The sequence below is a fragment of the Sinorhizobium chiapasense genome (assembly GCF_045277575.1).
Classification (GTDB): domain Bacteria; phylum Pseudomonadota; class Alphaproteobacteria; order Rhizobiales; family Rhizobiaceae; genus Ensifer; species Ensifer chiapasense_A.
In genome coordinates this window covers 1,734,601-1,756,883 of record NZ_CP144206.1, presented here as the reverse complement: position 1 = coordinate 1,756,883, position 22,283 = coordinate 1,734,601, and the positions used below count along the sequence as shown (strand labels likewise).

The following is a 22,283-nucleotide window of genomic DNA, read 5'->3' as shown; positions in this document are numbered from 1 at the left end:
TTGACTTTCCGACGATAAACATAGTTTTATGATTAGAAAATATCTTTCTTGATAGGCAAGGGGCGAAAATGAAACTTTTCATCGCGGGGCTGGACACCGAGACCAACACCTTCTCGCCGATGCAGACAGGCCTCGAGGCCTTCCGGGAGAACCTGATCGCCTATGGCGATGCGACCAGCAAACCGCTCAACTGCTGCTCGTCCCAGATGTTCGTCTGGCGCAACGCCGCTGAGGAAAATCGCTGGGATGTGGTCGAGAGCCTGTGCGCCGTGGCCGAGCCCGGCGGCAGGACGACGCGGGCGATCTATGAAAGCTTCCGCGCCACCATTCTCGACGACCTCAGGGCAGCGATGCCGGTTGACGGCGTCATGCTTGCCCTGCACGGCGCCTGCGTCGCCGACGGATACGACGATGTCGAAGGGGATCTGCTTGCGCATGTCCGGCAGGTGGTCGGACCGGATGTGCCCGTCGCGGCCGAACTTGATCTCCACTGCCATATCACCGATCGCATGCTCGCCAATGCGACCATGATTGCCACCTACAAGGAATACCCGCATACCGACATCGAGGAAGTTGCGGAGCAATTGTTCCGGCTGATGGAGCGCACGCTCGCGGGCGAAGTGAAGCCGACGATGGGCGTCCATGACTGCCGGATGATCAACACCTTCCATCCCCATCGCGCGCCGTTGCGCGGCATTGTTGATCGCATGAAGGCGATGGAGGGCCAGGAGGGTGTTCTGTCGGTCTCCTTTGGCCATGGCTTTCCCTGGGGCGACGTCGAAGATGTCGGCGCCAAGATGCTCGTTGTGACTGACAACGATCCGGAAAAGGCGACGCGTGTCGCCGGGTCCTTTGGCCGGGAAATTTTCGAGGCACGTGAAAACATGCGGGGAGACTATCTCGGCATCGACGCCGCTCTGGACCGGGCGGTTGCCGCGAAAGCCGGACCCGTCGTGCTCGCCGATGTGTCGGACAATGCGGGTGGGGGGGCTCCAGGAGACTCGACCTTCATTCTGCGCCGCATCATCGAGCGCCGCATCGAAGATGTGGCTTCCTGCCTCTACTGGGATCCGATTGCGGTGCGCATGTGCCGCGAGGCGGGAGAGGGCGCTACATTGGCGCTGAGGATCGGCGGCAAGGTCGGGCCCGCCTCCGGCGACCCGCTCGATCTAACGGTGACCGTCAGGCGCGTGGCGTCCGGCATCACCCAGCGCTTCGGGCCGACGCCGCTTGCCATCGGCGATGCCGTGTGGGTCTCGTCCGGCAGCATCGACATCGTGCTCAACACCGTGCGCACCCAGACCTTCCATCCGGAATGCATGACGGCGCTGGGCCTGGATCCCGCACGGAAGAAGATCGTCGTGGTGAAATCCAGCAACCACTTCCGCGCCGGCTTCGAACCGATCGCGCACGACATTCTCTATGTGAGCGCGCCCGGCGCCTTGCAGCCGACTTTCGAGGACCTGGCCTTCACCAAGCTGAAGCGCCCCTACTGGCCAAGGATCGCCAACCCGTTCGCCGAGTAGGCGGACGGCGAAACGCTGCAAGTGGATGTGGGGCAGGGACTGCCTTCGACACGATGTTGATTTCGGTCACGTATTATAGGAAATGGTTTTCCTATAATGCCAATCGGATTCTGTGCTGCGGGCGGGTGTAGACCGGCGAGCACTTCGATGGCTGCAGGCAAATGGAGACGCCAACGATGACCGACGCGAAATCCAGCCTCGGCGATATCCTCAAGGATATTCGCAACCGCAATCGCTGGACCTTGGCCGAAGTCAGTTCCATGACCGGGCTTGCGGTCTCGACCCTCTCCAAGGTCGAGAACAACCAGATGCAGCTCACCTACGACCGGTTGATCCAGCTTGCCCAGGGCCTGAAGGTCGACATCGTCGAGCTTTTCGGGACCATGGCGGGCGTTGAAGACGCGCCCAACATGCTTGGGCGGCGCACCTATACCAAGTCCGGCGACGGGCGGGAGATCATCACGCAGAACTACGATTATCTCTATGTCTGTACGGAGATTTCGAAGAAGTCGATGGTGCCTATTCTGGCGGTGGCGCGGGCACGCACGCTCGAGGAGTTCGGCCCGCTCATCCGGCACAAGGGCGAGGAATTCTTCTACGTTATCGACGGCGAACTCGAGCTTCACACGGAGATCTATGCCCCCCTGCGACTCAAGAAGGGCGATTCCTGCTACTTCGACGCCATGATGGGGCACGCCTATCTGAGTGTCAGCGAAGAGCCGGCGCAGATCCTGTGCGTTTGCTCGACCCCGGAAACCGAGCTGGTGTCCACGCTGGCAAATTCGCAGACGATCAAGCTCAAAAGCTGATCGAAACTAAAAAACAAATACGATAAGAAAAAATATTGCACTTAGGAAAATCGTTTCCTAGTCTAGCACTGCGGTAGGTGCCGGGAGGGCATCGCACGCCGCAGTTCTGGGGAGGACTACGAGATGAACGGTTTCAAGTGGAAATCGATCGGCATTGCATTGCTTCTGGCATCGACGCCGCTTTCCGGCGCGATGGCCGCGCAGGACGTGCTGGTGCTGGCGCGTGCGGAGGATCCGCCGACGGCCGATCCCGGTATTGAGATCAGCAACAGCGGCTACACGCTCACTTATGCTGCCTATGAAAGGCTCGTCGCCTACAAGGGCGCCTCGACTGAAGTCGGGCCGGAACTCGCCGAAAGCTGGACTGCCGACGATGCCGGTCTCGTCTGGACCTTCAAGATTGCGGCCAGTCACAAGTTCGATGACGGCTCGCCGGTCGATGCCGCGGCCGTCAAGTTCAGCTTCGATCGGCTGATGAAGCTGAAGGCTGGCCCCTCCGATGCGTTCCCGGTGCTGAAGGAGGTCGAGGTCGTCGATCCGCAGACCGTGAGATTTCACCTGACGGCGCCGTTTGCGCCCTTTATCTCGACGCTTGCCGTCTCCGGTGCCGCGATCATCAATCCCAAGGTGATGGAGCATGAGAAGGACGGCGACATGGCGAAGGCCTGGCTCGCCGAACATTCGGCCGGCAGCGGCCCCTACCGCATCGCCTCCTGGGAGCGCAACCAGAGCATCGTTCTCAACCGCAACGAACACTACGCCGGAAGCCAGCCGGCACTGAAGCAGGTGGTCATCCGCATCGTCGGCGACGTCTCGGCCCGCCGCCTGCAACTGACCAACGGCGATGCCGACATCATCGAACAGATTCCGCTCGATCAGGCCGAGGCGCTGCAGAAGGATGCCTCCGTCGTCGTCGAGAGCAATCCCAGCATGTATGTGAACTACATCTACATGAACAACCGCCAGCCGCCGCTCGACGATGCCAAGGTGCGTCAGGCGATTTCCTATGCGGTCGACTATCAGGGCATCATCGACGGCATCATGCTCGGCCAGGCCAAGCAGATGCGCGGCGCGGTGCCGAGCGGCATGTGGGGACACGACCCGCAAGGCTTCCAGTACACATACGACATCGAGAAGGCCAAGGCGCTGCTTGCCGAATCCGGCAAGAGTGACATCCGCCTGACCTACACCTTCTCGCAGGCCGATCCCGCCTGGGAGCCGGTCGGCCTTGCGCTGCAGGCCTCGCTTGCGGAAATCGGCATCAAGCTCGATCTGCAGGCAGTCGCCGACACGACCAAGCGCGAACTGGTCGCCAACGGCAAGTTCGATATGGCGCCGGGCGCGTGGACGCCTGACTTTGCCGACCCCTACATGTTCATGAACTACTGGTTCGACGCGGACAAAATGGGTGGGCCGGGCAATCGTTCCTTCTACGGCAACAGCAAGGTGACCGCGCTCGTCAAGGAAGCTGGATCCATCGTCGACGAGGAGAAGCGCAAAGCGCTTTACATCGAAGCGCAGAAGCTTTCGACCGATGACGCGCCCTATCTCTACATCATGGAGAAGAACGACATCTTTGCCCGCCGCGCCGCAGTCAAGGGCTATGTCTACAATCCCATGCTGATCCAGGTCTACAACTTCGGAACGATGTCGAAAACGGAATGAGGCATAGGGCCAAGCTGCGCCTTGGCCAACCTCATTTCACGGAACGCCTGCCGTCGGTCAGAGTGACCGTGGCGACAACGGTTCATCGTTTCCCAAGCTAGGGCGGGTTTTTCCTGCCGGAAGGGCTGGCATCCATGGCAATCACCCGCATCATACTTCCGCGTCTGATCCTGCTGCTTTTCGTGGTGCTTGGGGTCGCGGTCATCACCTTCACGATCTCGCACCTCATTCCCGGCGATCCCGCGCGCATGATTGCGGGTGACCGGGCAAGTGCTGAAACGCTGGAAAACGTCAGGCGCAACCTCGGTCTCGACCGGCCGGTCGTCGAGCAGTTCACCATCTATATCGGCAATCTCCTCCAAGGCGATCTCGGCACGTCGCTCCGCACCAATCGCCCGGTTGCAGCCGATATCCGCACCTTCCTGCCGGCGACGCTGGAGCTGGGAACGGTCGCGCTCTTCATCGCGATCTGTCTGGGCGTACCGCTCGGCGTGCTCTCGGCCGTCTACAAGGATGGCCCGATCGACCAGATCGCGCGCACGGTCTCCGTCTGCGGCATCTCGATGCCGGTCTTCTGGTTCGGGCTGATCCTGATCTACGTCTTCTACGCCAAGTTCCAGATCCTGCCCGGCAGCGGACGACTGGCGATGGGCATCGTAGCGCCCGGACGCATCACCGGCTTCCTGCTCATCGACTCGCTGTTGCAGGGTCGTTTCGATGCCTTTCGCAGTGCCCTCTACCACATCATCTTGCCGGGCTTCGTGTTGGCCTTTGCCAATATGGGCGTGATCACCCGCCAGATCCGCGCCTCGATGCTCGACGTGCTGCAGGAAGATTACATCCGAACGGCGCGCGCCAGCGGTCTGCGCAAGGGCATGATCATCTTCAATTATGCGCTCAGAAACGCGCTCATCCCTTCGATCACGCTGCTGGGGCTGGCGCTCGGCGATCTTCTCTATGGTGCGGTGCTGACCGAAACCATCTTTGCCTGGCCGGGCATGGGCACCTATGTCGTGACTTCCATTCAGACGCTCGATTTCCCCGCCATCATGGGCTTCACCATCGTCGCATCTGTCGGCTATGTGCTGATCAACCTCCTGGTCGATCTCGCCTACATGTTTGCCGATCCGCAGATCAGGGAGGTCTGACCATGGCCGCCGTCATGCCGACAGAACCTGCCGCAACAAATGCAGCCATGCGCCGGACCAAGTCTCTTTCCGAGCGGCTGCGCTATCTCTGGTATCTCAGCCGCCGCAGCCCGCTGACCCTGGTCGGCGTCGCGATCATCCTCGTCGTTCTCGTCATGATCGTCGCGGCACCGGTCGTCGCGCCCTACAACCCGGACAAGGTATCCCTGACGGCGCGCCTGTTGCCGCCGAGTGCCGTGCACTGGTTCGGCACTGACGAAGTCGGGCGTGACCTGTTCTCCCGTGTGATCTACGGGGCGAGGGCGTCCTGCGGCGCCGCCTTCATGATCGTCCTGATTTCAACAGCGATCGGAGTGTTGATCGGCTGTTTTTCCGGTGTGGTCGGCGGGCGGGTGGACACCGCCATCATGCGGCTGATGGATGTCGTGCTCGCCCTGCCGGCGCTGGTGCTGGCCATGGCGCTGGCCGCGGCCCTTGGCCCGAGCCTGTTCAATTCCATGCTGGCGGTGGCGATCGTCCGTATTCCCGCCTATGTGCGCCTCGCCCGCGGCCAGACGCTTTCGCTGCGCGAGCAGGTCTTCGTGAAGGCGGCGCGCACCTACGGCGCCTCCCCCTTCTACATTCTGCGCTGGCATCTCCTGCCGAATGCGATGTCGCCGATCATCGTCCAGGCGACGCTCGATCTCGGCGGCGTCGTGCTGATCGCGGCCGCCCTCAGTTTCATCGGCCTCGGTGCCCAGCCGCCGACTGCCGAATGGGGCGCGCTCGTCAGCAGTGGTCGCAGCTACATGCTCGATCAATGGTGGTACGCGACCTTTCCGGGGCTGGCGATCCTGATCACGGCCATGGGGTGCAATCTCGTTGGTGACGGCATTCGCGACATGCTCGACCCGCGCTTGAGGGGCAGATGATGACTGGCACAGCAGAACCATGCGGCCAGGCGCTGGCCATCAACAATCTGTCGCTGGAGTTTCCTACCTTCAGCGGCGCCGTCAAGGCGCTCGACAATGTGTCGATCAACGTGGGAAAGGCCGAGATCGTCGGTATCGTCGGCGAGTCTGGCTGCGGCAAGTCGGTGACGACAATGGCCGCAACCGGCCTGCTGCCCAAGGGGCGCTACAGGATCACCGCCGGATCCGTCAGGCTCTTTGGCCACAGCACGCTTTCCATGAACGACAGTCAGTTGCAGGACCTGCGCGGCAAGGTGGTCTCGACCATTTTCCAGGAACCGATGAACGCACTGAACCCGACGATCCGCATCGGCAGGCAACTGACCGACGTCATCATGCGTCACGAGGAAGTTGGCCCGACTGATGCCAGGCGCATCGCCCGCGACATTCTCGCCGACATGCTGATCGGCGAGCCCGAGCGGGTGATGAACCTTTATCCGTTCGAGCTCTCCGGCGGCATGCGGCAACGGGTGCTGATCGCCATGGCGTTTTCCTGTAATCCCGGGCTGATCATCGCCGACGAGCCGACAACCGCGCTCGATGTCACCGTCCAGGCGGTGATCCTTAGGCTCATCCAGAACCGCGCGCGCCGGACGGGCACCGCCGTCATCTTCATCTCGCACAATGTCGCCGTCGTGTCGCAGCTCTGCGACCGGCTCTACGTGATGTATGCCGGGAGGATCGTGGAGCACGGCTCGACCCGCACCGTGCTCGAAACACCCCAGCATCCCTACACCCAGGCGCTGCTGCGCTGCCTGCCGGAGCGGGTGGCGCCGAAACAGGAACTCGAGGCGATTTTCGGTGCCGTGCCGAGCCTCCTGCATCCGCCCTCGGGTTGCTATTTCCAGCCGCGCTGCAAGGAGGCGGTCCAACAATGTCGATCCCAGACCCCGCAGTTGGCGGGAACCGACGACCAGCAGGTGGCCTGCTGGCAGCGCGGCGCAGCAGTGGAACTGGCAGAACAGGGGAGCCGCCAATGACGGAAGGCGTTGATACATTCACGCGGCCGGTGCTCGAAGTCTCCGATCTCCACGTCCGGTTCCCGGCGTCCCGCAACTGGCTTGGCCGCCCCACCTCCCATGTGCATGCCGTCAACGGCGTGACCTTGACGGTTCGCGCCGGGAGGAGCCTCGGCATTGTCGGCGAGTCCGGCTGCGGCAAGAGCACGCTCGCCCAGGCGATCATCGGACTTGCGCCTTACGAAGAGGGCAAAATCAAGATCGCCGGCGAGGATTTTCAGGCGGCTCAAGGCAAGCAGAAGCGCGTCTTGCGGCAAAAGATGCAGATCGTCTTTCAGGACCCGCAGTCCTCGCTCGACCGGCGCCTGCCGGTCTGGCGGCTGATCAGCGAACCGCTGCATGTTCGCGGCGGCCACAGCAGGGCCGAGCTGCATGAGAAGGCGGAGGAACTGGCCGTCGCCGTCGGGCTCCGGCCAGAACATCTCGATCGGCTGCCACACGAGTTTTCCGGTGGCCAGCGTCAGCGCATCGCCATCGCCCGCGCGATCAGCACCGACCCGGACCTCATGGTTCTGGACGAGCCGACATCGGCGCTCGACGTGTCGGTGCAGGCGCAGATCATCAACCTGCTCCTGAAGCTGCAGCGCGCGCGCGGGCTCACCTATCTCCTGATCTCGCATGACGTCGCGCTGGTGCGCCATTTTTGCGACGACGTCGCGGTGATGTATCTCGGCCAGATCGTCGAATCCGGCCCGGCCGAAGAGGTCCTGCGCAATCCCCGCCATCCCTATACCCAGACGCTTCTGGCGGCGGCGCCGAGTTTCGAAAGCCCGCTGCCGGACATCGCCCAGGTACGGGCAGGCGAACTGCCCAACAACCGCAGCCTGCCGGACGGCTGCTTCTACAGGCAGAGGTGCGACAGGATTAGAGGCGGCTGCGAGGCGGGGCAGGCCCTGCGGCGCCTGGCCGACAGCACGCGCCAAGTAAGGTGCCATCTGGCGCAGACGTGAAAGCGCAGACGTGAAAGCGCAGACGCCGCGGCACATCCTGGCCCGCCCGCCGGCAGCCACCGGAGCAGCGCCGCATCGCCGCCTATGCCGTTTGATGCGTCGTGCGCACATTTTGAGAAATATAATTTTCTTATAGGAAAAATAATTTGATTGATGTTTCCGACTGTGCAAATTTGTACCGCCGCCTTCGCGCGGAGCTTGCCAATCGGGGGCGCTTTCTCCGCGACTCCGCCGCTTGCCGGAGATGAGATTGACTGACTCAACGCTGATCGCCGCCTTTCGTCGGCCGAGCGCGGCCGACCTGCCGACGCCCTATGTCGAACTCGATGAAATCAGGCTGATGTCCAATCTGCGCGGCATGCAGGCGCGGGCTGATGCCTCCGGTGTGACGCTGCGCCCTCACATCAAGACCCACAAGAGCCTTGCGATTGCCCGCCGCCAGCTCGATCTCGGTGCGGTGGGCGTGACCGCTTCCAAGCCTGAGGAAGCGCTGGTTTTCGTCGAGGCGGGGGTCCCGTCGCTCACACTTGCCTACCCGATCGTCCGGCGCGAAAGGATCGACCGGCTGGTGGCAAGCGCCAAGGCGCGTGGAACCGAACTGCTGCTGATCGCGGCGCATGAAACGGGCGTTGACGCCATCGCAGCCGCAGCCGCGGCGCATGGCGTGCGCCTTGGCGTTTTTCTCAAGATAGACGTCGGTCTCGGCCGCGTCGGCGTCAAGCCGCAGGATCCGGCAGCCCTTGTGCTCTCGGAGGGGATCGACCGCCATCCCCACCTGGCCTTTGCCGGCCTGCTCTCCCATGCCGGTCACGCCTACGGCAGCAAGAGCGCGGAGGAACTCGCAAACATTGCGTCGGCGGAGGCGGGCGATCTTCTCGAACTGGCCGGGCGTTTGCGGCAAGCCGGGATCGACGTGCCGCGAATTTCGGTCGGCGCCACGCCGACCTGCCTCGGTGCCCCCATCCCGGAAGGCATCACCGAGATCCGCCCGGGTAACTACGCCTTTCTCGACCGTACCGCGCTTCGCCTCGGCATCGCGACGCCGGATGACATTTCGCTTTCGGTGGTCGCGACCGTCGTGGCGCACAACGACAACCATTTCATCGTCGATGCCGGTTCCAAGTCGCTGTCTTCGGATCTCGGCGCGCATGGCTCCGGCGGCAGCGGCTTCGGTATCGCGGTCTGTGCCGACGATTACGCGCAGGCGTCCTGGGAGGTCGAGCGGCTTTCCGAGGAACACGGCTTTGTCCGTTTTGCAGACGCGCCACCCGCCGTCGGCAGCCGCGTCCGCATCTTTCCCAACCATTCCTGCGCCGTCGTTGCGCAATTCGACAATGTCACCCTGCGGCAATCGGATGGGCGCGCAGTGGCATTTCGCGTCGATGCTCGAGGTCGCCAGACGTAGGGGCGCATATGCAGTCGGCGCCGCCGCGAACAGAACTTGGTTTGATGCAACGAAAGAGGCATGACATGACGAAGGAAGTTGAATGGGCGCGCATGACCGCGCCGAGCCTGCGCGACCTTGCCGGGAAACCAGGCGCGCTTGCCATCCTGCCGATCGGTTCGCTGGAGCAGCACGGGCCGCATCTGCCGGTTATTACCGACACGGCAAGCGCATCGGCCGCCGCCATTCGCGCCGCCCGTCTGGTGGCCGATGATATCCCGGTCGCGGTTCTCCCGGGTCTGTGGCTCGGCATGAGCGAGCACCATCTGCCGTTCGGCGGCACCATCACGCTCGATTACGATACCCTCAGCCGTGTCATCCGCTGCATCGTCCGCTCACTGAAGACACTCGGCTTCTCGCGACTGTTCATCGTCAACGGCCATGGCGGCAACATGGATCCGCTTGCGGTCGCCGTGCGCGAACTGGCGGTCGAGTTCGCCATGCCGATCGTCGCCACGACGCCGTGGATGCTGGCGCCGGAGGAAGCGAAGACAATCTTCGAGGTCGATACCGGCGCCCACCATGCCTGCGAAGGCGAGGCATCGGTCATGCTGGCGATTGTTGCAGACGCGGTAAAGACCGAGATGTTCGGCCAGGCCTTCGGCAACCAGAAACACCCCGTGGACGTGCCGGCGGACGTGTCGCGGTTCTATTCCTTCGCCGAGCGCGCGCCGGTCACCGGGACCTGGGGCGATCCGCGCAGCGCAACGGCCGAAAAGGGCGAGCGTTTCCTCGACCTGCACGCGAGCGAACTGGTGAAGCTGATCCGCAACGACGTGCTCTGGACCGCCCCCGATCCGGTCTGGACGCCCGGTCGCGGCCTCGGCACGACAGCCGGCAAAGCCGATTGACCTCAGCCGGCGAGACGTTTGCCGGGCTTTACGCATTCCATTCCTAAGGGAGGAGACGCCAATGAAGTTGAAATTCGCGCCGACGCGCAAGACCCTTGTTTCACTGTTTGCAGCAACCATGCTTTCAGGTGTTGCCCTGTCACCAGCCATGGCCAAGACGCTCGTCTATTGCTCGGAAGGTGCGCCAGAGGGGTTCGATGCAGCGCTTTATTCGGCCAACAGCACCTGGGATGCTTCGGCCGAGACAGTCTACGACCGGCTCACAGAATTCGAACCCGGCACCACCAACGTCGTCCCCGGCCTTGCCGAAAGCTGGACCATTTCCGACGACAATCTCGAATACACGCTGAAACTGCGCGAGGGTGTGAAGTTCCAGACGACGGACGATTTCACGCCGACGCGCGATTTCAACGCTGATGATGTGCTCTTTACCTTCAATCGCCAGCTGGACAAGGATGATCCGTGGCACAGCTATTTTGCCGGCGCGAACTGGGAAATGTTCAACGCGATGGAGATGCCGGCGGCGATCAAAGAGATCGTCAAGGTCGATGACCGGACCGTCAAATTCGTACTGAACCAGCCGGATGCGTCGCTGCCGTCGAAGCTCGCGCTGAACTTCGGCTCGATCGTTTCGAAGGAATATGCCGACAAGCTGGCGACGGAAGGCCGACGCGAGAACCTCGACCGCAAGCCGGTCGGCACCGGGCCGTTCCGCTTTATCGACTACCAGCAGGACGCGGCGATCCGCTTTGCCGCCAACGCCGACTATTGGGATGGCGCGCCGACGATCGACAATCTCATTTTTGCGATCACCACCGACCCGACCACCCGCATGCAGAAGCTTCAGGCAGGCGAATGCCATGTCGCTCCCTATCCGGCACCGGCCGATATCGCCGGGCTGAAGGCCAATCCGGACCTCAACGTTCTGGAGCAGCCCGGTCTCAACGTTTCCTATCTGGCGATGAACACCCTGGTCGCGCCGTTCGATAAGCTGGAGGTCCGCCGCGCCATCAACATGGCGATCGACCGCAAGGCGATCGTCGATTCCGTTTATCAGGGAATGGGTCAGATCGCTCAGAGCGTGCTGCCGCCGACGATGTGGGGCTATAACGGCAGTATCGATGGATACAGCTATGATCCGGAGGCGGCAAAGAAGCTCCTCGACGAGGCAGGCGTCAAAGATCTGAGCATGAAGATCTGGGCGATGCCGGTCAGCCGTCCGTACATGCCGAACGCACGCCGTGCGGCGGAACTGATGCAGGCGGATCTCGCCAAGGTCGGCATCAAGGTCGAAATTGTCTCCTACGAGTGGGGTGAATACCTCAAGAAGTCACGCGACAAGGCGCGCGATGGCGCCATCATCCTCGGCGGCACGAGCGACAACGGCGACCCGGACAACCTGCTCAGCTACTTCTTCAGCTGCGCCGGCGTCGGCGGCAGCAACAATGCCAACTGGTGCTACAAGCCGGTCGACGAGATCTTCCAGAAGGCACGGATGAGCGCGGATCAGAGTGAGCGGACGAAGCTTTACGAGGAGGCGCAGGCGATCATCAGCGAGCAGGCGCCCTGGGTTCCGATCGCCCATTCCACCGTCGTGCTGCCGATGTCGAAGAAGGTGAAGAACTACGTGATGGAGCCTCTGGGTTCGCATCGCTTCGACAAGGTCGACATCGAGGAGTAGCCCACCCGACCCGTGCCGGGTCTGTTTGCGGGCTTTCAGGCGGTATTCGTCCGGTCCCGTCCGGGGAGCTGAAGTTTTCTGGCTTCAGTGGTCCCCCCCGGGGGAGGGGCGGATGAACCGCCGCGACAATTCCCGCCTGGCGGCGGCCAACGATCACATCTCTCTGAGGTGATCGTGGCCTCGTTGAGATTGCTGCCTGCGGCACTCTCGTCCAAGGATGTTGCGGCCGCATCGGGGCTGGCGGCACAAAAGGACCGTTTCCGCGAGCTTGAAGATGAGATTGTGCGCCGGCGTCTTGGCGGCGAGCATGCGGACACGGCGGCCGGCGCCAGAGACAACGCCCTCTTCCTTGATCTCGTGCGCGATCTCCACCGGACCAACTCCGATATCGCAGCCGCCGGCTATCCGCTGGTGCAGGCTGCCGGGTTGCTGAGCAGCAGCCGGATAATGAATGTCGGAGCGGTTGCAGGTGCGAGATGGTGGCAAGCGTGCTTGTCGGCCCGTCGCTTGGATCAGGAAACGGCTCGCTGCTGTCGCCTCCGTGATGCAGCGGCCGCCGCCGGACCGCTAGAGCTTGGCCGAGACCGCCGTCGCCGCTTCGCGAATGGTCTGCATCAGCAGCGAGAGGGCGAGCGTCGGCGCCGCGTCGGCACGCATGGTCAGGCCAACCGGCCCCTTCGTCTCGCTGGTATCGATCGGAAGGATCGCGATTGTGCCGTCATCGACATCGGCCGCGACGACGCCGGCGGAGATGATCCAGATCGCATCGCTCGCCCGCACGAAAGCACGGCCGAAGGCGTCGGACACGGTCTCTATCTGGTTCGGCAGGCTGGCGATGCCGTTGGTGATCAGGAAGCGCTCGACGAAGGGGCGGATGATCGACGCGCGCGTCGGCATCAGCACCGGGAAATCCGCGAGCCCTGCAAATGTGGAGTGGGTGCCAGACAGCAACGGATGCCTGGCTCGGACGGCAAAAACCACCTGTTCTGAATAGAGATGCTCGAAGGAGAAGCCGGTCATCTTCTCCGGTGCCGCAAGTCGCCCGACGACCAGATCGAGATCGCCGACGCGCAATTGTTCGAGAAGCACGGCATTTTCGCCGGTAACGATCTTGATGCGCGCACCGGTATCCTCTTTGAGGAAAAGCGTCATGGCGTGCGGCATGATCCGTGTCGAGACCGTCGGTAACGCCCCGACCCGGACCGGCACCCCGTCGCCAGCGCGCTCCTGCGAAACGGAATCGAGCCCTTGCCGCAGCGCCGTCAGTGCCGCACCGGCGTGGCGCAGGAATACCTCGCCGTAACGTGTTATCTTGATGCCGCGCCCATCACGCTCGAAAACTGCGACGCCAAGCACCTCTTCGAGCTCGCGGATCGTCTTGGTCACGGCCGGCTGGCTGACATGCAGCAGTTCCGCCGCCTTCATCACGCTCTTCTGCCGGGAGACCTCGACAAAAGTCTGCAGATGGCGAAACTTGACCCGGGCGTCGATCATGGAATTCATAACCCTCAAGTTAATGAAAGGCCATGAAATATCATTTTACCTAACCAGATTAAATATCCAATTTGGTGACGGAGGAGAGAGCCCGTGCAGTTTGCCCGCATCAACGACATCACGATCCACTACCAGGTGATCGGCGCGACCGGCGACCGGCCGGTGCTGGTTTTTGCCAATTCGCTCGGCACGGATTTTCGCATCTGGCGCGACGTCGTCGTTCGGCTCGCGGGGGACTACGCCATTGTTCTTTATGACAAGCGCGGCCATGGCCTTTCGGATATCGGGCCGACGCCCTATGCGATCGAGGATCATGCCAACGACCTTGCCGGCCTGCTCGACATGCTTTCGGTCAAGCAGGCGATCGTCTGCGGCCTCTCCGTCGGCGGCCTGATTGCGCAGTCGCTCTACCAGCGCCGACCCGATCTCGTGCGTGCGCTGGTTCTTTGCGATACGGCGCACAAGATCGGTACCGCCGAGATGTGGGCGGCGCGCATCGCCGCCATCGAGGAACATGGTATCGAAGGGATCGCCGACAGTGTGCTCGAGCGCTGGTTCACGCCGGCCTTCCGCCGGCCCGAAAACACCGCCTATGCCGGCTATCGCAACATGCTGGTGCGCCAGCCGGTGGCCGGATACTTGGCCACATGTGCCGCGATCCGCGACGCCGACTACACGGAGGCCGCCGCCCGCATCGCGGTGCCGACGCTCTGCGTCGTCGGCGACCAGGACGGTTCGACACCGCCGGATGTCGTGCTCGCCACCGCCCGCCTCATTCCCGGTGCGCGATACGAAGTCATTCGCGATGCAGGTCATATTCCCTGCGTCGAAAACCCGGAGGCGCTGACCGCGGTGTTGCGCGCCTTCTTCGAAATCGCAATGCATGGAGACAAGACCCCATGAATGACGCCTCTGCGCCCTCCGATCGCTATCGCCAGGGCATGGCCACGCGCCGGGCCGTGCTCGGCGACAATCACGTGGATCGGACGCAGTCGGTTTCCACCGAGTTCGATCGCCCCTTTCAGGAACTGATCACCGAAGCGGCCTGGGGGCATGTCTGGTCGCGTCCGACTTGGACGAAGCGCGAGCGCTCGATCGTAACGATCGCGCTGCTCGCTGCGCTCGGCCAGGATGACGAGGTGGCGATGCATGTGCGGGCGACGAGTAATACGGGCGCAAGCCGCGAGGATATCTGCGAAGCGCTGCTGCATGTGGCGATCTATGCCGGCGTGCCGGCGGCCAATCACGCAATCAAGATCGCCAAGCAGGTCTTTGCCGAGATCGATGCCGGTAAGGCGGCCTGACGGAGAAGATGATGTCCGACAGAACGAACAGGAAGCCGGAGACGGGCGCCTTTTTCCCGCGTGACCGGCAATGGCACGCGCCGGCGCTGACGCCGGGCTACAAAACCTCGGTTTTGCGCTCGCCGCAAAAGGCACTGCTGTCGCTCGACGGTACGATCTCTGAAATCACCGGCCCGGTCTTCGGCCATTCGATGATCGGCGAGCTCGACAACGACTTGATCCACAATTTCGCCAGGCCAGGCGAAAGCGCCATCGGCGAGCGCATCATCGTGCATGGGCGCGTGCTCGACGAGCGCGGGTACGCAGTGCCGGGGGCGCTGCTCGAATTCTGGCAGGCCAATGCCGGTGGCCGTTATCGCCACAAGAAGGAAAGCTACCTTGCGCCGCTCGACCCGAATTTCGGCGGCTGCGGCCGCACGATCACCGACGACGAGGGCTTCTATTCCTTCCGCACGATCAAGCCTGGCCCCTATCCCTGGCCGAACGGCGTCAACGACTGGCGCCCGGCCCACATCCATTTCTCGGTCTTCGGCCACGGCTTCGCGCAGCGCTTGATCACTCAGATGTACTTCGAGGGCGACCCGATGATCTGGAAGTGTCCGATCGTCAATACGATCCCCGATCGCCAGGCGATCGAACAATTGATCGCGCCGCTCGACTGGGCGAACACGATCCCGTTCGACGCGCGTGCCTACAAGTTCGACATCGTGCTGCGCGGACGCCGCTCGACGCTGTTCGAGAACCGGCTGGAGGGCAACTGATGGTTCAGCAACTCGGCTATCTCAAGGAAACGCCGTCACAGACGGCCGGCCCCTATGTGCATATCGGCCTGACGCCGAACTTCTGCGGCATCGGCGGCGTCTATGAAACGGATCTCGGCGCACGGATGGTGAACGAGCAGACGCTTGGCGAGCGTATCACCATTACTGGCCGCGTGATCGATGGCGCGGGTACGCCGCTGAAGGACGCGCTCGTCGAGATCTGGCAGGCGGATGCGGCGGGTCTCTATAACTCGCCAACCGAGATGCGCGGTTCGGCAGATCCGAATTTTTCCGGCTGGGGACGCTGTCCGACCGCCGCGGACGACGGCGTCTTCACCTTCGAGACCGTGAAGCCGGGGCCCGTGCCTTTCAAGGACGGCCGGCCGATGGCGCCGCACGTCACCTTCTGGATCGTTGCGCGCGGCATCAATGTCGGGCTGCACACGCGCATGTATTTCCCCGAAGAAGCCGAGGCCAACGCCGTCGATCCGTTGCTTGCGCGAATAGAACATCGCCATCGCGTCGCGACGCTTGTCGCGACCGGAGCGGCGCCTAATTATGTTTTTGACATTCACCTGCAAGGTGAGAAGGAAACGGTGTTCCTCGACATCTGAACAGGAATGTCACGCCTGGACATGGGGCGAAGAGTAGTGCGCCCCATGCAGCAGGTGGCATTTCGTTCGGCAAGCAGAAACGGGGAAACCATGACCTATTCCGCCTTCGACCATCCTTATCTTTCCGGTCTCCTGGGTGATGAGGCGGTTGCCGCCGAGTTTTCGGCCTCCGCCGATATCCATGCGATGCTCGCCTTCGAGGCGGCGCTTGCACGGGCGGAAGCCGTGCACGGCATCATCCCGGCAAGCGCCGCCGACCGGATCACCGGGGCCTGCCGCGCTTTCTCGCCCGATGTCATCGCGCTCAAACGCGCCATGGGTGTGGATGGGGTGGTCGTGCCGGAACTTGTCCGACAATTGCGCGCCGCCGTCGGTGGCGAGGTTGCGGACTATGTGCATTACGGCGCCACCAGCCAGGATGTCATCGATACCAGCCTGATGTTGCGCATGAAGGCGATCGCCGAGCTTTTCGCCGTTCGCCTCGGCAATGTCGTTTCGGTGCTCGAGGAGTGCGACAACGAATGGGGTGAGCGCTCGCTGATGGGGCGGACCCGGATGCAGGCGGCGATCCCGATCACCGTATCCGACCGGCTGCGCAGCTGGATCGAGCCGCTGCTCGACCACAAGGATCGGCTGGAAGCGATGGACCGCGACCTCTTCGCCGTCCAGTTTGGAGGCGCTGCAGGAACGCTCGAAAAACTCGATGACCGGGCAGATGACGTGCGCGCCACGCTTGCGGAAGAACTGGGACTCGCCGATTTTCCGCAATGGCACAGTCAGCGCTCGGAAGTGGCGGATTTTGCCAATGCACTATCGCTGATGACCGGCAGCCTGGGCAAGTTCGGCCAGGATATCGCGCTGATGGCGCAGCAGGGCGACGAGATCGAACTTGCCGGTGGCGGTGGTTCCTCGGCGATGCCGCACAAGCAGAACCCCGTGGCGGCGGAGGTTCTGGTGTCCTTGGCGCGTTTCAACGCGACCCAGCTCTCCGGCATGCACCAGGCGCTGATCCACGAGCAGGAACGCTCCGGTGCCGCCTGGACGCTCGAATGGCTGATCATGCCGCAGATGGCCGGTGCGACGGCGGCAGCGCTTCGCCTGGCGGCCGAGCTTGCAAGCAACATACGCCGGCTTGGCCGTGCCTGAGCGCGGCCGCCACTCGGCCGTTCAACGGGCCGCGCGCAACATCGAGCGGTATCGCACCTGGCTGTTCTTGAGGTGCTGGCGCATGGCGCTACGCGCCTGTTCCTCGTCGCCATCCTGAATTGCGATGAGGATGGCCTCGTGCTCGGAGATCAATCGGCTCAGTTCTGCCGACGCCAGCACGGTCTCCTCGCCACTTTCGGAAACCGCGCGGCGGGGAATAAGCGCCGGACCCAGCATCTGCAGGAACTCGCTGAAGCGCGGATTGTTGGTCGCCTGGGCGATCGCGAGATGGAAATTGAAATCGGCTTCGGCGGTTGGACGTCCCTCGGCGGCGCTCGCACAGAAGCTGTCGAAGGCTTCGACGATCTTCTCCTCCTGCGCCGGCGAGCGGCGAAGGGCGGCGAGGGCGGCGGCATCGCCTTCGACTGCGGTTCTGAGCTCCAGCATTTCGATCAACGAGGAGACGCGCGCGAGATCGACGCCATGGAAAGGCAAGGGAGCGACCGGAGTCGGCTCCAGCACGAAGACGCCGATGCCGTGTCTCGCCTCGACCAGTCCGCCGGAGCGGAGTGCCGCAATCGCCTCACGCACCACGGTGCGGCTGACGCCGAATTCCTGGGTCAGTTGTGCCTCGGACGGCAGGCGGTCTCCCGGCTTGTAATGGCCGCCGGCGATCTGGCTGCTGAGTGCATCCGTCACCTTCGCCACCAGTGTCTTGCCTGGTGGGGCGGCGGTCTCGGATGCGGTTGCATTGGTCATGGGGCCAATTCCGTAATTTAACGAAGGCTTCTGGATACGCCATTGCCGATCGGCAGTGCAATCCGTGGGGCGGTAAAGCACATCCGCTTAGTCCTTGAAAATCGGATCATCGACGAAGGCGCCGCCCTGAAACCGCACCAGGGAGTCCTCCGGCTTCGGTTTCGGCGTGTTTGCGGCAATCTTCTCGCGGAAGACCTCCGCATTATCCTTCGGTCGCCAGCCGAGCCAGGAAACATGGGCGTTGTCCCACCATCCGGCGTCGTTTGCGGAAGCGCCCCAGATGACCGGGCAGCCAAGGACCGGCACGCGGAACACCGCTTCGATCATCGAAGCGAAGTCGTCATGCGAAAGCCAGGTGGAGAGCATGCGGTAGTTGGTCGGTTCAGGCATGCAGGAGCCGATGCGGACAAGTGCCGTCTCCTGCCCGAACTTCTCGAAATACATGCGGGCAAGCGCTTCACCGAAACACTTCGAGACGCCGTAGAGCCCATCGGGCCGGTAGGGCGCGTTCGGACCCAGCCGCTCGTTTTGCGGATAAAAGCCGATCGTGTGGTTGGTGCTGGCGAAGAGAATGCGTGGTCTGCCGTTCGCACGGGCCGCCTCGTAGAGATTGTAGAGGCCGAGGATGTTGCCGTCGAGGATTTCCGAGAACGGCCGCTCGACCGAGATGCCGCCGAGATGCAGGATCGCGTCGCAACCGGCGACCAGGTCATGGACGGCCGCGGCATCGGCGAGATCGCATTGAATGCACTCTTCGTTTTCACCTGGCGGATCGAGCGGCGACCGGTCGGAAAGGCGGATCAAGGTCGCCAGCGGCGCAAGTTTCTTGCGCATGACGCGGCCGAGCTGCCCCGCCGCGCCGGTGATCAGAAGCCGTTCCATTTCCTCTTTCCTCCAGAAGGCCAGCCGGTGTTGCGGCATTGTCATGTGCCGTCATACAATAGGGGCTAACACATAATATGTGATCGACGCAACATGCATGAGCTGCGTCAATGTTGCCTCTGCGTCGGGGTGGGTATGCCCCGAAATCCGATGAAAAGACCTGCTTTCAATCCGGATTGTGGCATATTTGGCGTGTATGATCACTTGTATTATGACCTATTGACATGAATGCCGTGACTTGCTTAGTAGAATGCATCGCATTTTGAGGAGGACCCGCACGAAATGACCCCCGAGCAGATCAAGGCCGCGCTTGGATCGGGCCTGCTTTCTTTCCCGGTCACGCATTTTGATGCCGAGGGCCGTTTCGCGCCGGACAGCTATCGGGCGCATGTCGAGTGGCTGGCCGGCTACAAGGCGCCGGTGCTGTTTGCTGCCGGCGGCACCGGCGAATTCTTCTCGCTGAAGCCCGATGAAATTCCCGGCATCGTCCGGGCCGCTAAGGAGGTTGCAGGCGACACGGCGATCGTTTCCGGTTGCGGTTACGGTACGGAGATGGCCATCGATATCGCCCGGTCGGTCGAGCGCGTTGGCGCGGATGGTATCCTGCTTCTGCCGCACTACCTGATCGACGCCCCGCAGGAAGGGCTCTATGCCCATGTGAAGAAGGTCTGCCAGTCGGTTGGCATCGGCGTCATGGTCTATAACCGCGACAACTCGGTGCTGCAGGCCGACACGCTGGCCAGGCTCTGTGACGCGTGCCCGAACCTGATCGGCTTCAAGGATGGCACCGGCGACATCGGCCTTGTGCGTCAGGTCACGGCCAAGATAGGCGACCGCCTGATGTATCTCGGCGGGATGCCGACCGCCGAGCTCTTTGCCGAGGCCTATCTCGGCGCCGGTTTCACCACCTATTCTTCGGCCGTCTTCAACTTCGTGCCAGGCCTTGCCAACGAATTTTACGCCGCCCTTCGCGGCGGCGACCGCGCCACCTGCGAGCGCATCCTCAAGGACTTCTTCTATCCGTTCATGGCGATCCGCAACCGGGGCAAGGGCTATGCGGTTTCGGCGATCAAGGCCGGTGTGCGCCTGCAGGGCTTCAATGCCGGCCCGGTCCGCGCCCCGCTGACAGACCTCACCGATGACGAAGTTGCGATGCTCGATGCCCTGATCGGTGCGAACAAGCGCAAGAATTGAACCGCAGCGAGGGCAACCGATGAAAATCACCGCCGTCCGCACCCATCTCCTCGAGCACCGGCTGGCCGTGCCCTTCGAAAGCGCGTCCATGCGCTTTGATCGTCGCGCCCATGTGCTGGTGGAGATCGAATGCGACGATGGCACCATCGGCTGGGGCGAGTGCCTTGGGCCGGCGCGGCCAAATGCGGCCGTGGTCGCGGCCTATTCCCCTTGGCTGATCGGCCAGGATCCGCGCCAGACTGAGAAGCTCTGGGCGATCCTCTATAACGCGCTTCGCGACCAGGGGCAGCGCGGTCTGGCGATCACGGCGCTGTCCGGCATCGACATCGCGCTCTGGGACATCAAGGGCAAGCATTATGGCGCCTCCGTCTCGATGCTGCTTGGCGGTCGCTGGCGCGAGAGCGTTCGCGCCTATGCGACCGGCAGCTTCAAGCGTGACGGTGTCGACCGTGTGTCCGACAACGCGATGGAGATGGCGGAGCGCCGGGCGCAGGGGTTTCACGCCTGCAAGATCAAGATCGGCTTCGGCATCGAGGAAGACCTTTCCCTCATCCGCGCGGTGCGCGAGGCGATCGGCGACGGGATGCGGCTGATGATCGACGCCAACCACGGCTACACCGTCACCGAAGCGATCCGCCTCGGCAAGGCTGCGGCGGACTATGACATCGATTGGTTCGAGGAGCCGGTCGTGCCCGAGCAGCTCTCGGCCTATCGCGAGGTCAGGGCAGGGCAGCCTATCCCGGTCGCGGGCGGCGAGACCTGGCATGCGCGCTATGGCATGTGGCCGCCGATCGAGAGCCGCGCCGTCGACATCCTGCAGCCGGATCTCTGCGGTTGCGGCGGTTTTTCCGAAATGATGAAGATCGCCAGCCTCGCGACGTTGCATGGCGTTCACATCGTGCCGCATGTCTGGGGCACGGGGGTTCACATTGCCGCGGCGCTGCAATTCATGGCGGCGATGACGCCGGATCCGGTGCGGGTGAAGCCGATCGAGCCGATCCTGGAGTTCGACCGGACGGAGAATCCGTTCCGCCAGGCCGTGTTGACGACGCCGATCGAGGCCGTCAACGGCGTCGTTGCCATACCGGACGCTCCGGGGCTCGGCATCGAGATCAATCGCGATGCGCTCGCCGAATTCAAGATGCCCGAGACTGCAAAATGATCGAGCGCACCCTGACCGGCCGCCCGCCTGAACCGCGTCTGCCGAAGGGCGCGATCGATTCGCAGATGCACATGTATCTGCCAGGCTTTCCGTCGCTTCCCGGCGGTCCGCCTTTGCCTGTTGAACCGTTGCCGGATGCTGCGGCCTATCGCCAGGTCATGGCCTGGCTCGGCATCGACAGGGTGATCATCACCCAGGGCAACGCCCATCAGCGGGACAATGCCAACACGCTTGCCTGTGTTGCGGCAATGGGCGCCGCAGCGCGCGCCGTCATCGTCATCGACGAGGACACTTCGGATGCGCAGATGCGCACGTTGAGCGAAACCGGCGCTGTCGGCGCACGCATCATGGACTTGCCGGGTGGCGCGGTAGGCCTCGACGCGCTGGAAGCAGTGGACGCGCGGGCATATGCGGCAGATTGGATGATTGCCGTGCAATTCGACGGCAACAGGCTGCTCGACCATCTGCCGCGGCTTGAGCGCATCAGGTCGCGCTGGGTGTTCGATCACCACGGCAAGTTCTTCGCCGGCGTCGATCCGGATGGACCGGAGATCGCGGCGCTGCTGAAGTTGATCGACCGCGGCAATGTCTGGTTCAAATTTGCTGGCGTCTACGAAAGTTCGCGGGAGGGATGGCCGTACGAGGACGTGGCCGCCTTTTCGCGCCGGATCGCCAAACATGCTCCGGAACGCATCGTCTGGGGCTCGAACTGGCCGCACAACATGATCCGGAAAACGCAAGACTATCCCGATGACGCGCGGCTCGCGGAACTGGTGCTGAGCTGGCTTGCCGACGACCGGGCGCGGCATCTCGCCCTCGTCGAGAACCCGGAACACCTGTTCAAGCTGCCGGCGTTCGCCGTGGCGTGACTCCAGTCCGCAATGGGAACTGGGAGGCTCCCTGCCGGGCCTAACGACAAGAGGA

The 22,283-nt window shown here is 62.9% G+C and carries 22 protein-coding genes; 18 read left to right on the top strand and 4 right to left on the bottom strand.

Annotated features, from left to right (window positions below):
* Nucleotides 1-68 precede the first annotated feature (68 nt).
* From QM996_RS26940 to QM996_RS26895, 10 genes are all read left to right on the top strand, one after another.
* Nucleotides 69-1,526 carry a M81 family metallopeptidase gene (locus tag QM996_RS26940; RefSeq protein WP_334196954.1) on the top strand — a complete coding sequence of 486 codons (1,458 nt, stop codon included), beginning with the start codon at nt 69-71 and terminating at the stop codon, nt 1,524-1,526.
* Between the two features lie 176 nt (nt 1,527-1,702).
* Complete coding sequence (locus QM996_RS26935; RefSeq protein ID WP_334196953.1) at nt 1,703-2,335, top strand: helix-turn-helix domain-containing protein; 633 nt, start codon at nt 1,703-1,705, stop codon at nt 2,333-2,335.
* Nucleotides 2,336-2,458: 123 nt separating this feature from the next.
* The gene (locus QM996_RS26930; protein WP_334196952.1) at nt 2,459-4,000 is read left to right on the top strand and encodes an ABC transporter substrate-binding protein; all 1,542 of its coding nucleotides are present in this window, start codon (nt 2,459-2,461) and stop codon (nt 3,998-4,000) included.
* Between the two features lie 134 nt (nt 4,001-4,134).
* Nucleotides 4,135-5,148, top strand: a complete 1,014-nt coding sequence (locus QM996_RS26925) for an ABC transporter permease (RefSeq protein ID WP_334196951.1) — start codon at nt 4,135-4,137, stop codon at nt 5,146-5,148.
* 47 nt (nt 5,149-5,195) lie between these two features.
* Nucleotides 5,196-6,059 carry a D,D-dipeptide ABC transporter permease gene (gene ddpC / locus QM996_RS26920; protein ID WP_334198685.1) on the top strand — a complete coding sequence of 288 codons (864 nt, stop codon included), beginning with the start codon at nt 5,196-5,198 and terminating at the stop codon, nt 6,057-6,059.
* Nucleotides 6,056-7,078, top strand: a complete 1,023-nt coding sequence (locus QM996_RS26915; RefSeq protein WP_500270405.1) for an ABC transporter ATP-binding protein — start codon at nt 6,056-6,058, stop codon at nt 7,076-7,078. Before ddpC ends, QM996_RS26915 begins: the two co-directional genes overlap by 4 nt.
* Nucleotides 7,075-8,067, top strand: a complete 993-nt coding sequence (locus tag QM996_RS26910) for an oligopeptide/dipeptide ABC transporter ATP-binding protein (protein WP_334196949.1) — start codon at nt 7,075-7,077, stop codon at nt 8,065-8,067. Before QM996_RS26915 ends, QM996_RS26910 begins: the two co-directional genes overlap by 4 nt.
* Nucleotides 8,068-8,311: 244 nt before the next feature.
* Entirely contained in the window at nt 8,312-9,472 is a 1,161-nt protein-coding gene (locus QM996_RS26905) for an alanine racemase (RefSeq protein ID WP_500270404.1), read from the top strand.
* A gap of 65 nt (nt 9,473-9,537) precedes the next feature.
* Nucleotides 9,538-10,362: a creatininase family protein gene (locus QM996_RS26900; RefSeq protein ID WP_334196947.1), complete on the top strand. Its 825-nt coding sequence runs from the start codon at nt 9,538-9,540 to the stop codon at nt 10,360-10,362.
* 61 nt (nt 10,363-10,423) lie between these two features.
* A complete protein-coding gene (locus tag QM996_RS26895) occupies nt 10,424-12,043 on the top strand; it encodes an ABC transporter substrate-binding protein (RefSeq protein ID WP_500270403.1) in 1,620 nt (539 codons plus the stop codon).
* A 153-nt stretch (nt 12,044-12,196) separates the two neighbouring features.
* Here the strand turns inward: QM996_RS26895 and QM996_RS26890 are convergent, their stop codons facing one another.
* Together QM996_RS26890 and pcaQ are read right to left on the bottom strand one after the other, a co-directional pair.
* The gene (locus QM996_RS26890) at nt 12,197-12,529 is read right to left on the bottom strand and encodes a hypothetical protein (RefSeq protein ID WP_500270402.1); all 333 of its coding nucleotides are present in this window, start codon (nt 12,527-12,529) and stop codon (nt 12,197-12,199) included.
* An 81-nt stretch (nt 12,530-12,610) separates the two neighbouring features.
* Nucleotides 12,611-13,537 carry a pca operon transcription factor PcaQ gene (gene pcaQ, locus QM996_RS26885; protein WP_334196945.1) on the bottom strand — a complete coding sequence of 309 codons (927 nt, stop codon included), beginning with the start codon at nt 13,535-13,537 and terminating at the stop codon, nt 12,611-12,613.
* A gap of 93 nt (nt 13,538-13,630) precedes the next feature.
* Here pcaQ and pcaD point away from each other — a divergent pair, with 93 nt between their 5' ends.
* The 5 genes from pcaD to QM996_RS26860 all read left to right on the top strand — a co-directional run bounded on the left by pcaD (nt 13,631) and on the right by QM996_RS26860 (nt 17,362).
* Complete coding sequence (gene pcaD / locus QM996_RS26880; protein ID WP_334196944.1) at nt 13,631-14,440, top strand: 3-oxoadipate enol-lactonase; 810 nt, start codon at nt 13,631-13,633, stop codon at nt 14,438-14,440.
* Nucleotides 14,437-14,841: a 4-carboxymuconolactone decarboxylase gene (pcaC, locus tag QM996_RS26875; protein WP_334196943.1), complete on the top strand. Its 405-nt coding sequence runs from the start codon at nt 14,437-14,439 to the stop codon at nt 14,839-14,841. The genes pcaD and pcaC overlap by 4 nt, the downstream gene beginning before the upstream one ends.
* A gap of 11 nt (nt 14,842-14,852) precedes the next feature.
* Nucleotides 14,853-15,602: a protocatechuate 3,4-dioxygenase subunit beta gene (gene pcaH / locus QM996_RS26870; protein WP_334196942.1), complete on the top strand. Its 750-nt coding sequence runs from the start codon at nt 14,853-14,855 to the stop codon at nt 15,600-15,602.
* A complete protein-coding gene (gene pcaG / locus QM996_RS26865) occupies nt 15,602-16,216 on the top strand; it encodes a protocatechuate 3,4-dioxygenase subunit alpha (protein ID WP_334196941.1) in 615 nt (204 codons plus the stop codon). Before pcaH ends, pcaG begins: the two co-directional genes overlap by 1 nt.
* A 90-nt stretch (nt 16,217-16,306) precedes the next feature.
* Nucleotides 16,307-17,362: a 3-carboxy-cis,cis-muconate cycloisomerase gene (locus QM996_RS26860; RefSeq protein ID WP_334196940.1), complete on the top strand. Its 1,056-nt coding sequence runs from the start codon at nt 16,307-16,309 to the stop codon at nt 17,360-17,362.
* Nucleotides 17,363-17,383: 21 nt separating this feature from the next.
* Here QM996_RS26860 and QM996_RS26855 read toward each other — a convergent pair whose 3' ends face one another.
* The gene (locus QM996_RS26855; RefSeq protein ID WP_334196939.1) at nt 17,384-18,121 is read right to left on the bottom strand and encodes a FadR/GntR family transcriptional regulator; all 738 of its coding nucleotides are present in this window, start codon (nt 18,119-18,121) and stop codon (nt 17,384-17,386) included.
* A gap of 87 nt (nt 18,122-18,208) precedes the next feature.
* Nucleotides 18,209-19,003: an NAD-dependent epimerase/dehydratase family protein gene (locus QM996_RS26850; protein ID WP_334196938.1), complete on the bottom strand. Its 795-nt coding sequence runs from the start codon at nt 19,001-19,003 to the stop codon at nt 18,209-18,211.
* Between the two features lie 282 nt (nt 19,004-19,285).
* Here QM996_RS26850 and kdgD point away from each other — a divergent pair, with 282 nt between their 5' ends.
* Genes kdgD through QM996_RS26835 form a run of 3 tightly spaced genes read left to right on the top strand, consistent with a single transcriptional unit; the run spans nt 19,286 to nt 22,228 of the window.
* Nucleotides 19,286-20,197 carry a 5-dehydro-4-deoxyglucarate dehydratase gene (gene kdgD / locus QM996_RS26845; protein WP_334196937.1) on the top strand — a complete coding sequence of 304 codons (912 nt, stop codon included), beginning with the start codon at nt 19,286-19,288 and terminating at the stop codon, nt 20,195-20,197.
* A gap of 19 nt (nt 20,198-20,216) precedes the next feature.
* Nucleotides 20,217-21,359: a mandelate racemase/muconate lactonizing enzyme family protein gene (locus QM996_RS26840; RefSeq protein ID WP_334196936.1), complete on the top strand. Its 1,143-nt coding sequence runs from the start codon at nt 20,217-20,219 to the stop codon at nt 21,357-21,359.
* Nucleotides 21,356-22,228: an amidohydrolase family protein gene (locus tag QM996_RS26835; protein WP_334196935.1), complete on the top strand. Its 873-nt coding sequence runs from the start codon at nt 21,356-21,358 to the stop codon at nt 22,226-22,228. The genes QM996_RS26840 and QM996_RS26835 overlap by 4 nt, the downstream gene beginning before the upstream one ends.
* Nucleotides 22,229-22,283 lie beyond the last annotated feature (55 nt).

Bases quoted from the DNA above. Each gene is read 5' to 3' on its own strand.
- QM996_RS26930 (WP_334196952.1), top strand. From the start codon at position 2,459: ATGAACGGTTTCAAGTGGAAATCGATCGGCATTGCATTGCTTCTGGCA.
- pcaC (WP_334196943.1), top strand. From the start codon at position 14,437: ATGAATGACGCCTCTGCGCCCTCCGATCGCTATCGCCAGGGCATGGCC.
- pcaG (WP_334196941.1), top strand. From the start codon at position 15,602: ATGGTTCAGCAACTCGGCTATCTCAAGGAAACGCCGTCACAGACGGCC.
- QM996_RS26850 (WP_334196938.1), bottom strand. From the start codon at position 19,003: ATGGAACGGCTTCTGATCACCGGCGCGGCGGGGCAGCTCGGCCGCGTC.
- pcaH (WP_334196942.1), top strand. From the start codon at position 14,853: ATGTCCGACAGAACGAACAGGAAGCCGGAGACGGGCGCCTTTTTCCCG.
- kdgD (WP_334196937.1), top strand. From the start codon at position 19,286: ATGACCCCCGAGCAGATCAAGGCCGCGCTTGGATCGGGCCTGCTTTCT.
- QM996_RS26925 (WP_334196951.1), top strand. From the start codon at position 4,135: ATGGCAATCACCCGCATCATACTTCCGCGTCTGATCCTGCTGCTTTTC.
- QM996_RS26860 (WP_334196940.1), top strand. From the start codon at position 16,307: ATGACCTATTCCGCCTTCGACCATCCTTATCTTTCCGGTCTCCTGGGT.
- QM996_RS26835 (WP_334196935.1), top strand. From the start codon at position 21,356: ATGATCGAGCGCACCCTGACCGGCCGCCCGCCTGAACCGCGTCTGCCG.
- QM996_RS26910 (WP_334196949.1), top strand. From the start codon at position 7,075: ATGACGGAAGGCGTTGATACATTCACGCGGCCGGTGCTCGAAGTCTCC.
- ddpC (WP_334198685.1), top strand. From the start codon at position 5,196: ATGCGCCGGACCAAGTCTCTTTCCGAGCGGCTGCGCTATCTCTGGTAT.
- QM996_RS26855 (WP_334196939.1), bottom strand. From the start codon at position 18,121: ATGACCAATGCAACCGCATCCGAGACCGCCGCCCCACCAGGCAAGACA.
- pcaQ (WP_334196945.1), bottom strand. From the start codon at position 13,537: ATGATCGACGCCCGGGTCAAGTTTCGCCATCTGCAGACTTTTGTCGAG.
- QM996_RS26935 (WP_334196953.1), top strand. From the start codon at position 1,703: ATGACCGACGCGAAATCCAGCCTCGGCGATATCCTCAAGGATATTCGC.
- QM996_RS26840 (WP_334196936.1), top strand. From the start codon at position 20,217: ATGAAAATCACCGCCGTCCGCACCCATCTCCTCGAGCACCGGCTGGCC.
- QM996_RS26940 (WP_334196954.1), top strand. From the start codon at position 69: ATGAAACTTTTCATCGCGGGGCTGGACACCGAGACCAACACCTTCTCG.
- QM996_RS26915 (WP_500270405.1), top strand. From the start codon at position 6,056: ATGATGACTGGCACAGCAGAACCATGCGGCCAGGCGCTGGCCATCAAC.
- QM996_RS26905 (WP_500270404.1), top strand. From the start codon at position 8,312: ATGAGATTGACTGACTCAACGCTGATCGCCGCCTTTCGTCGGCCGAGC.
- QM996_RS26895 (WP_500270403.1), top strand. From the start codon at position 10,424: ATGAAGTTGAAATTCGCGCCGACGCGCAAGACCCTTGTTTCACTGTTT.
- QM996_RS26900 (WP_334196947.1), top strand. From the start codon at position 9,538: ATGACGAAGGAAGTTGAATGGGCGCGCATGACCGCGCCGAGCCTGCGC.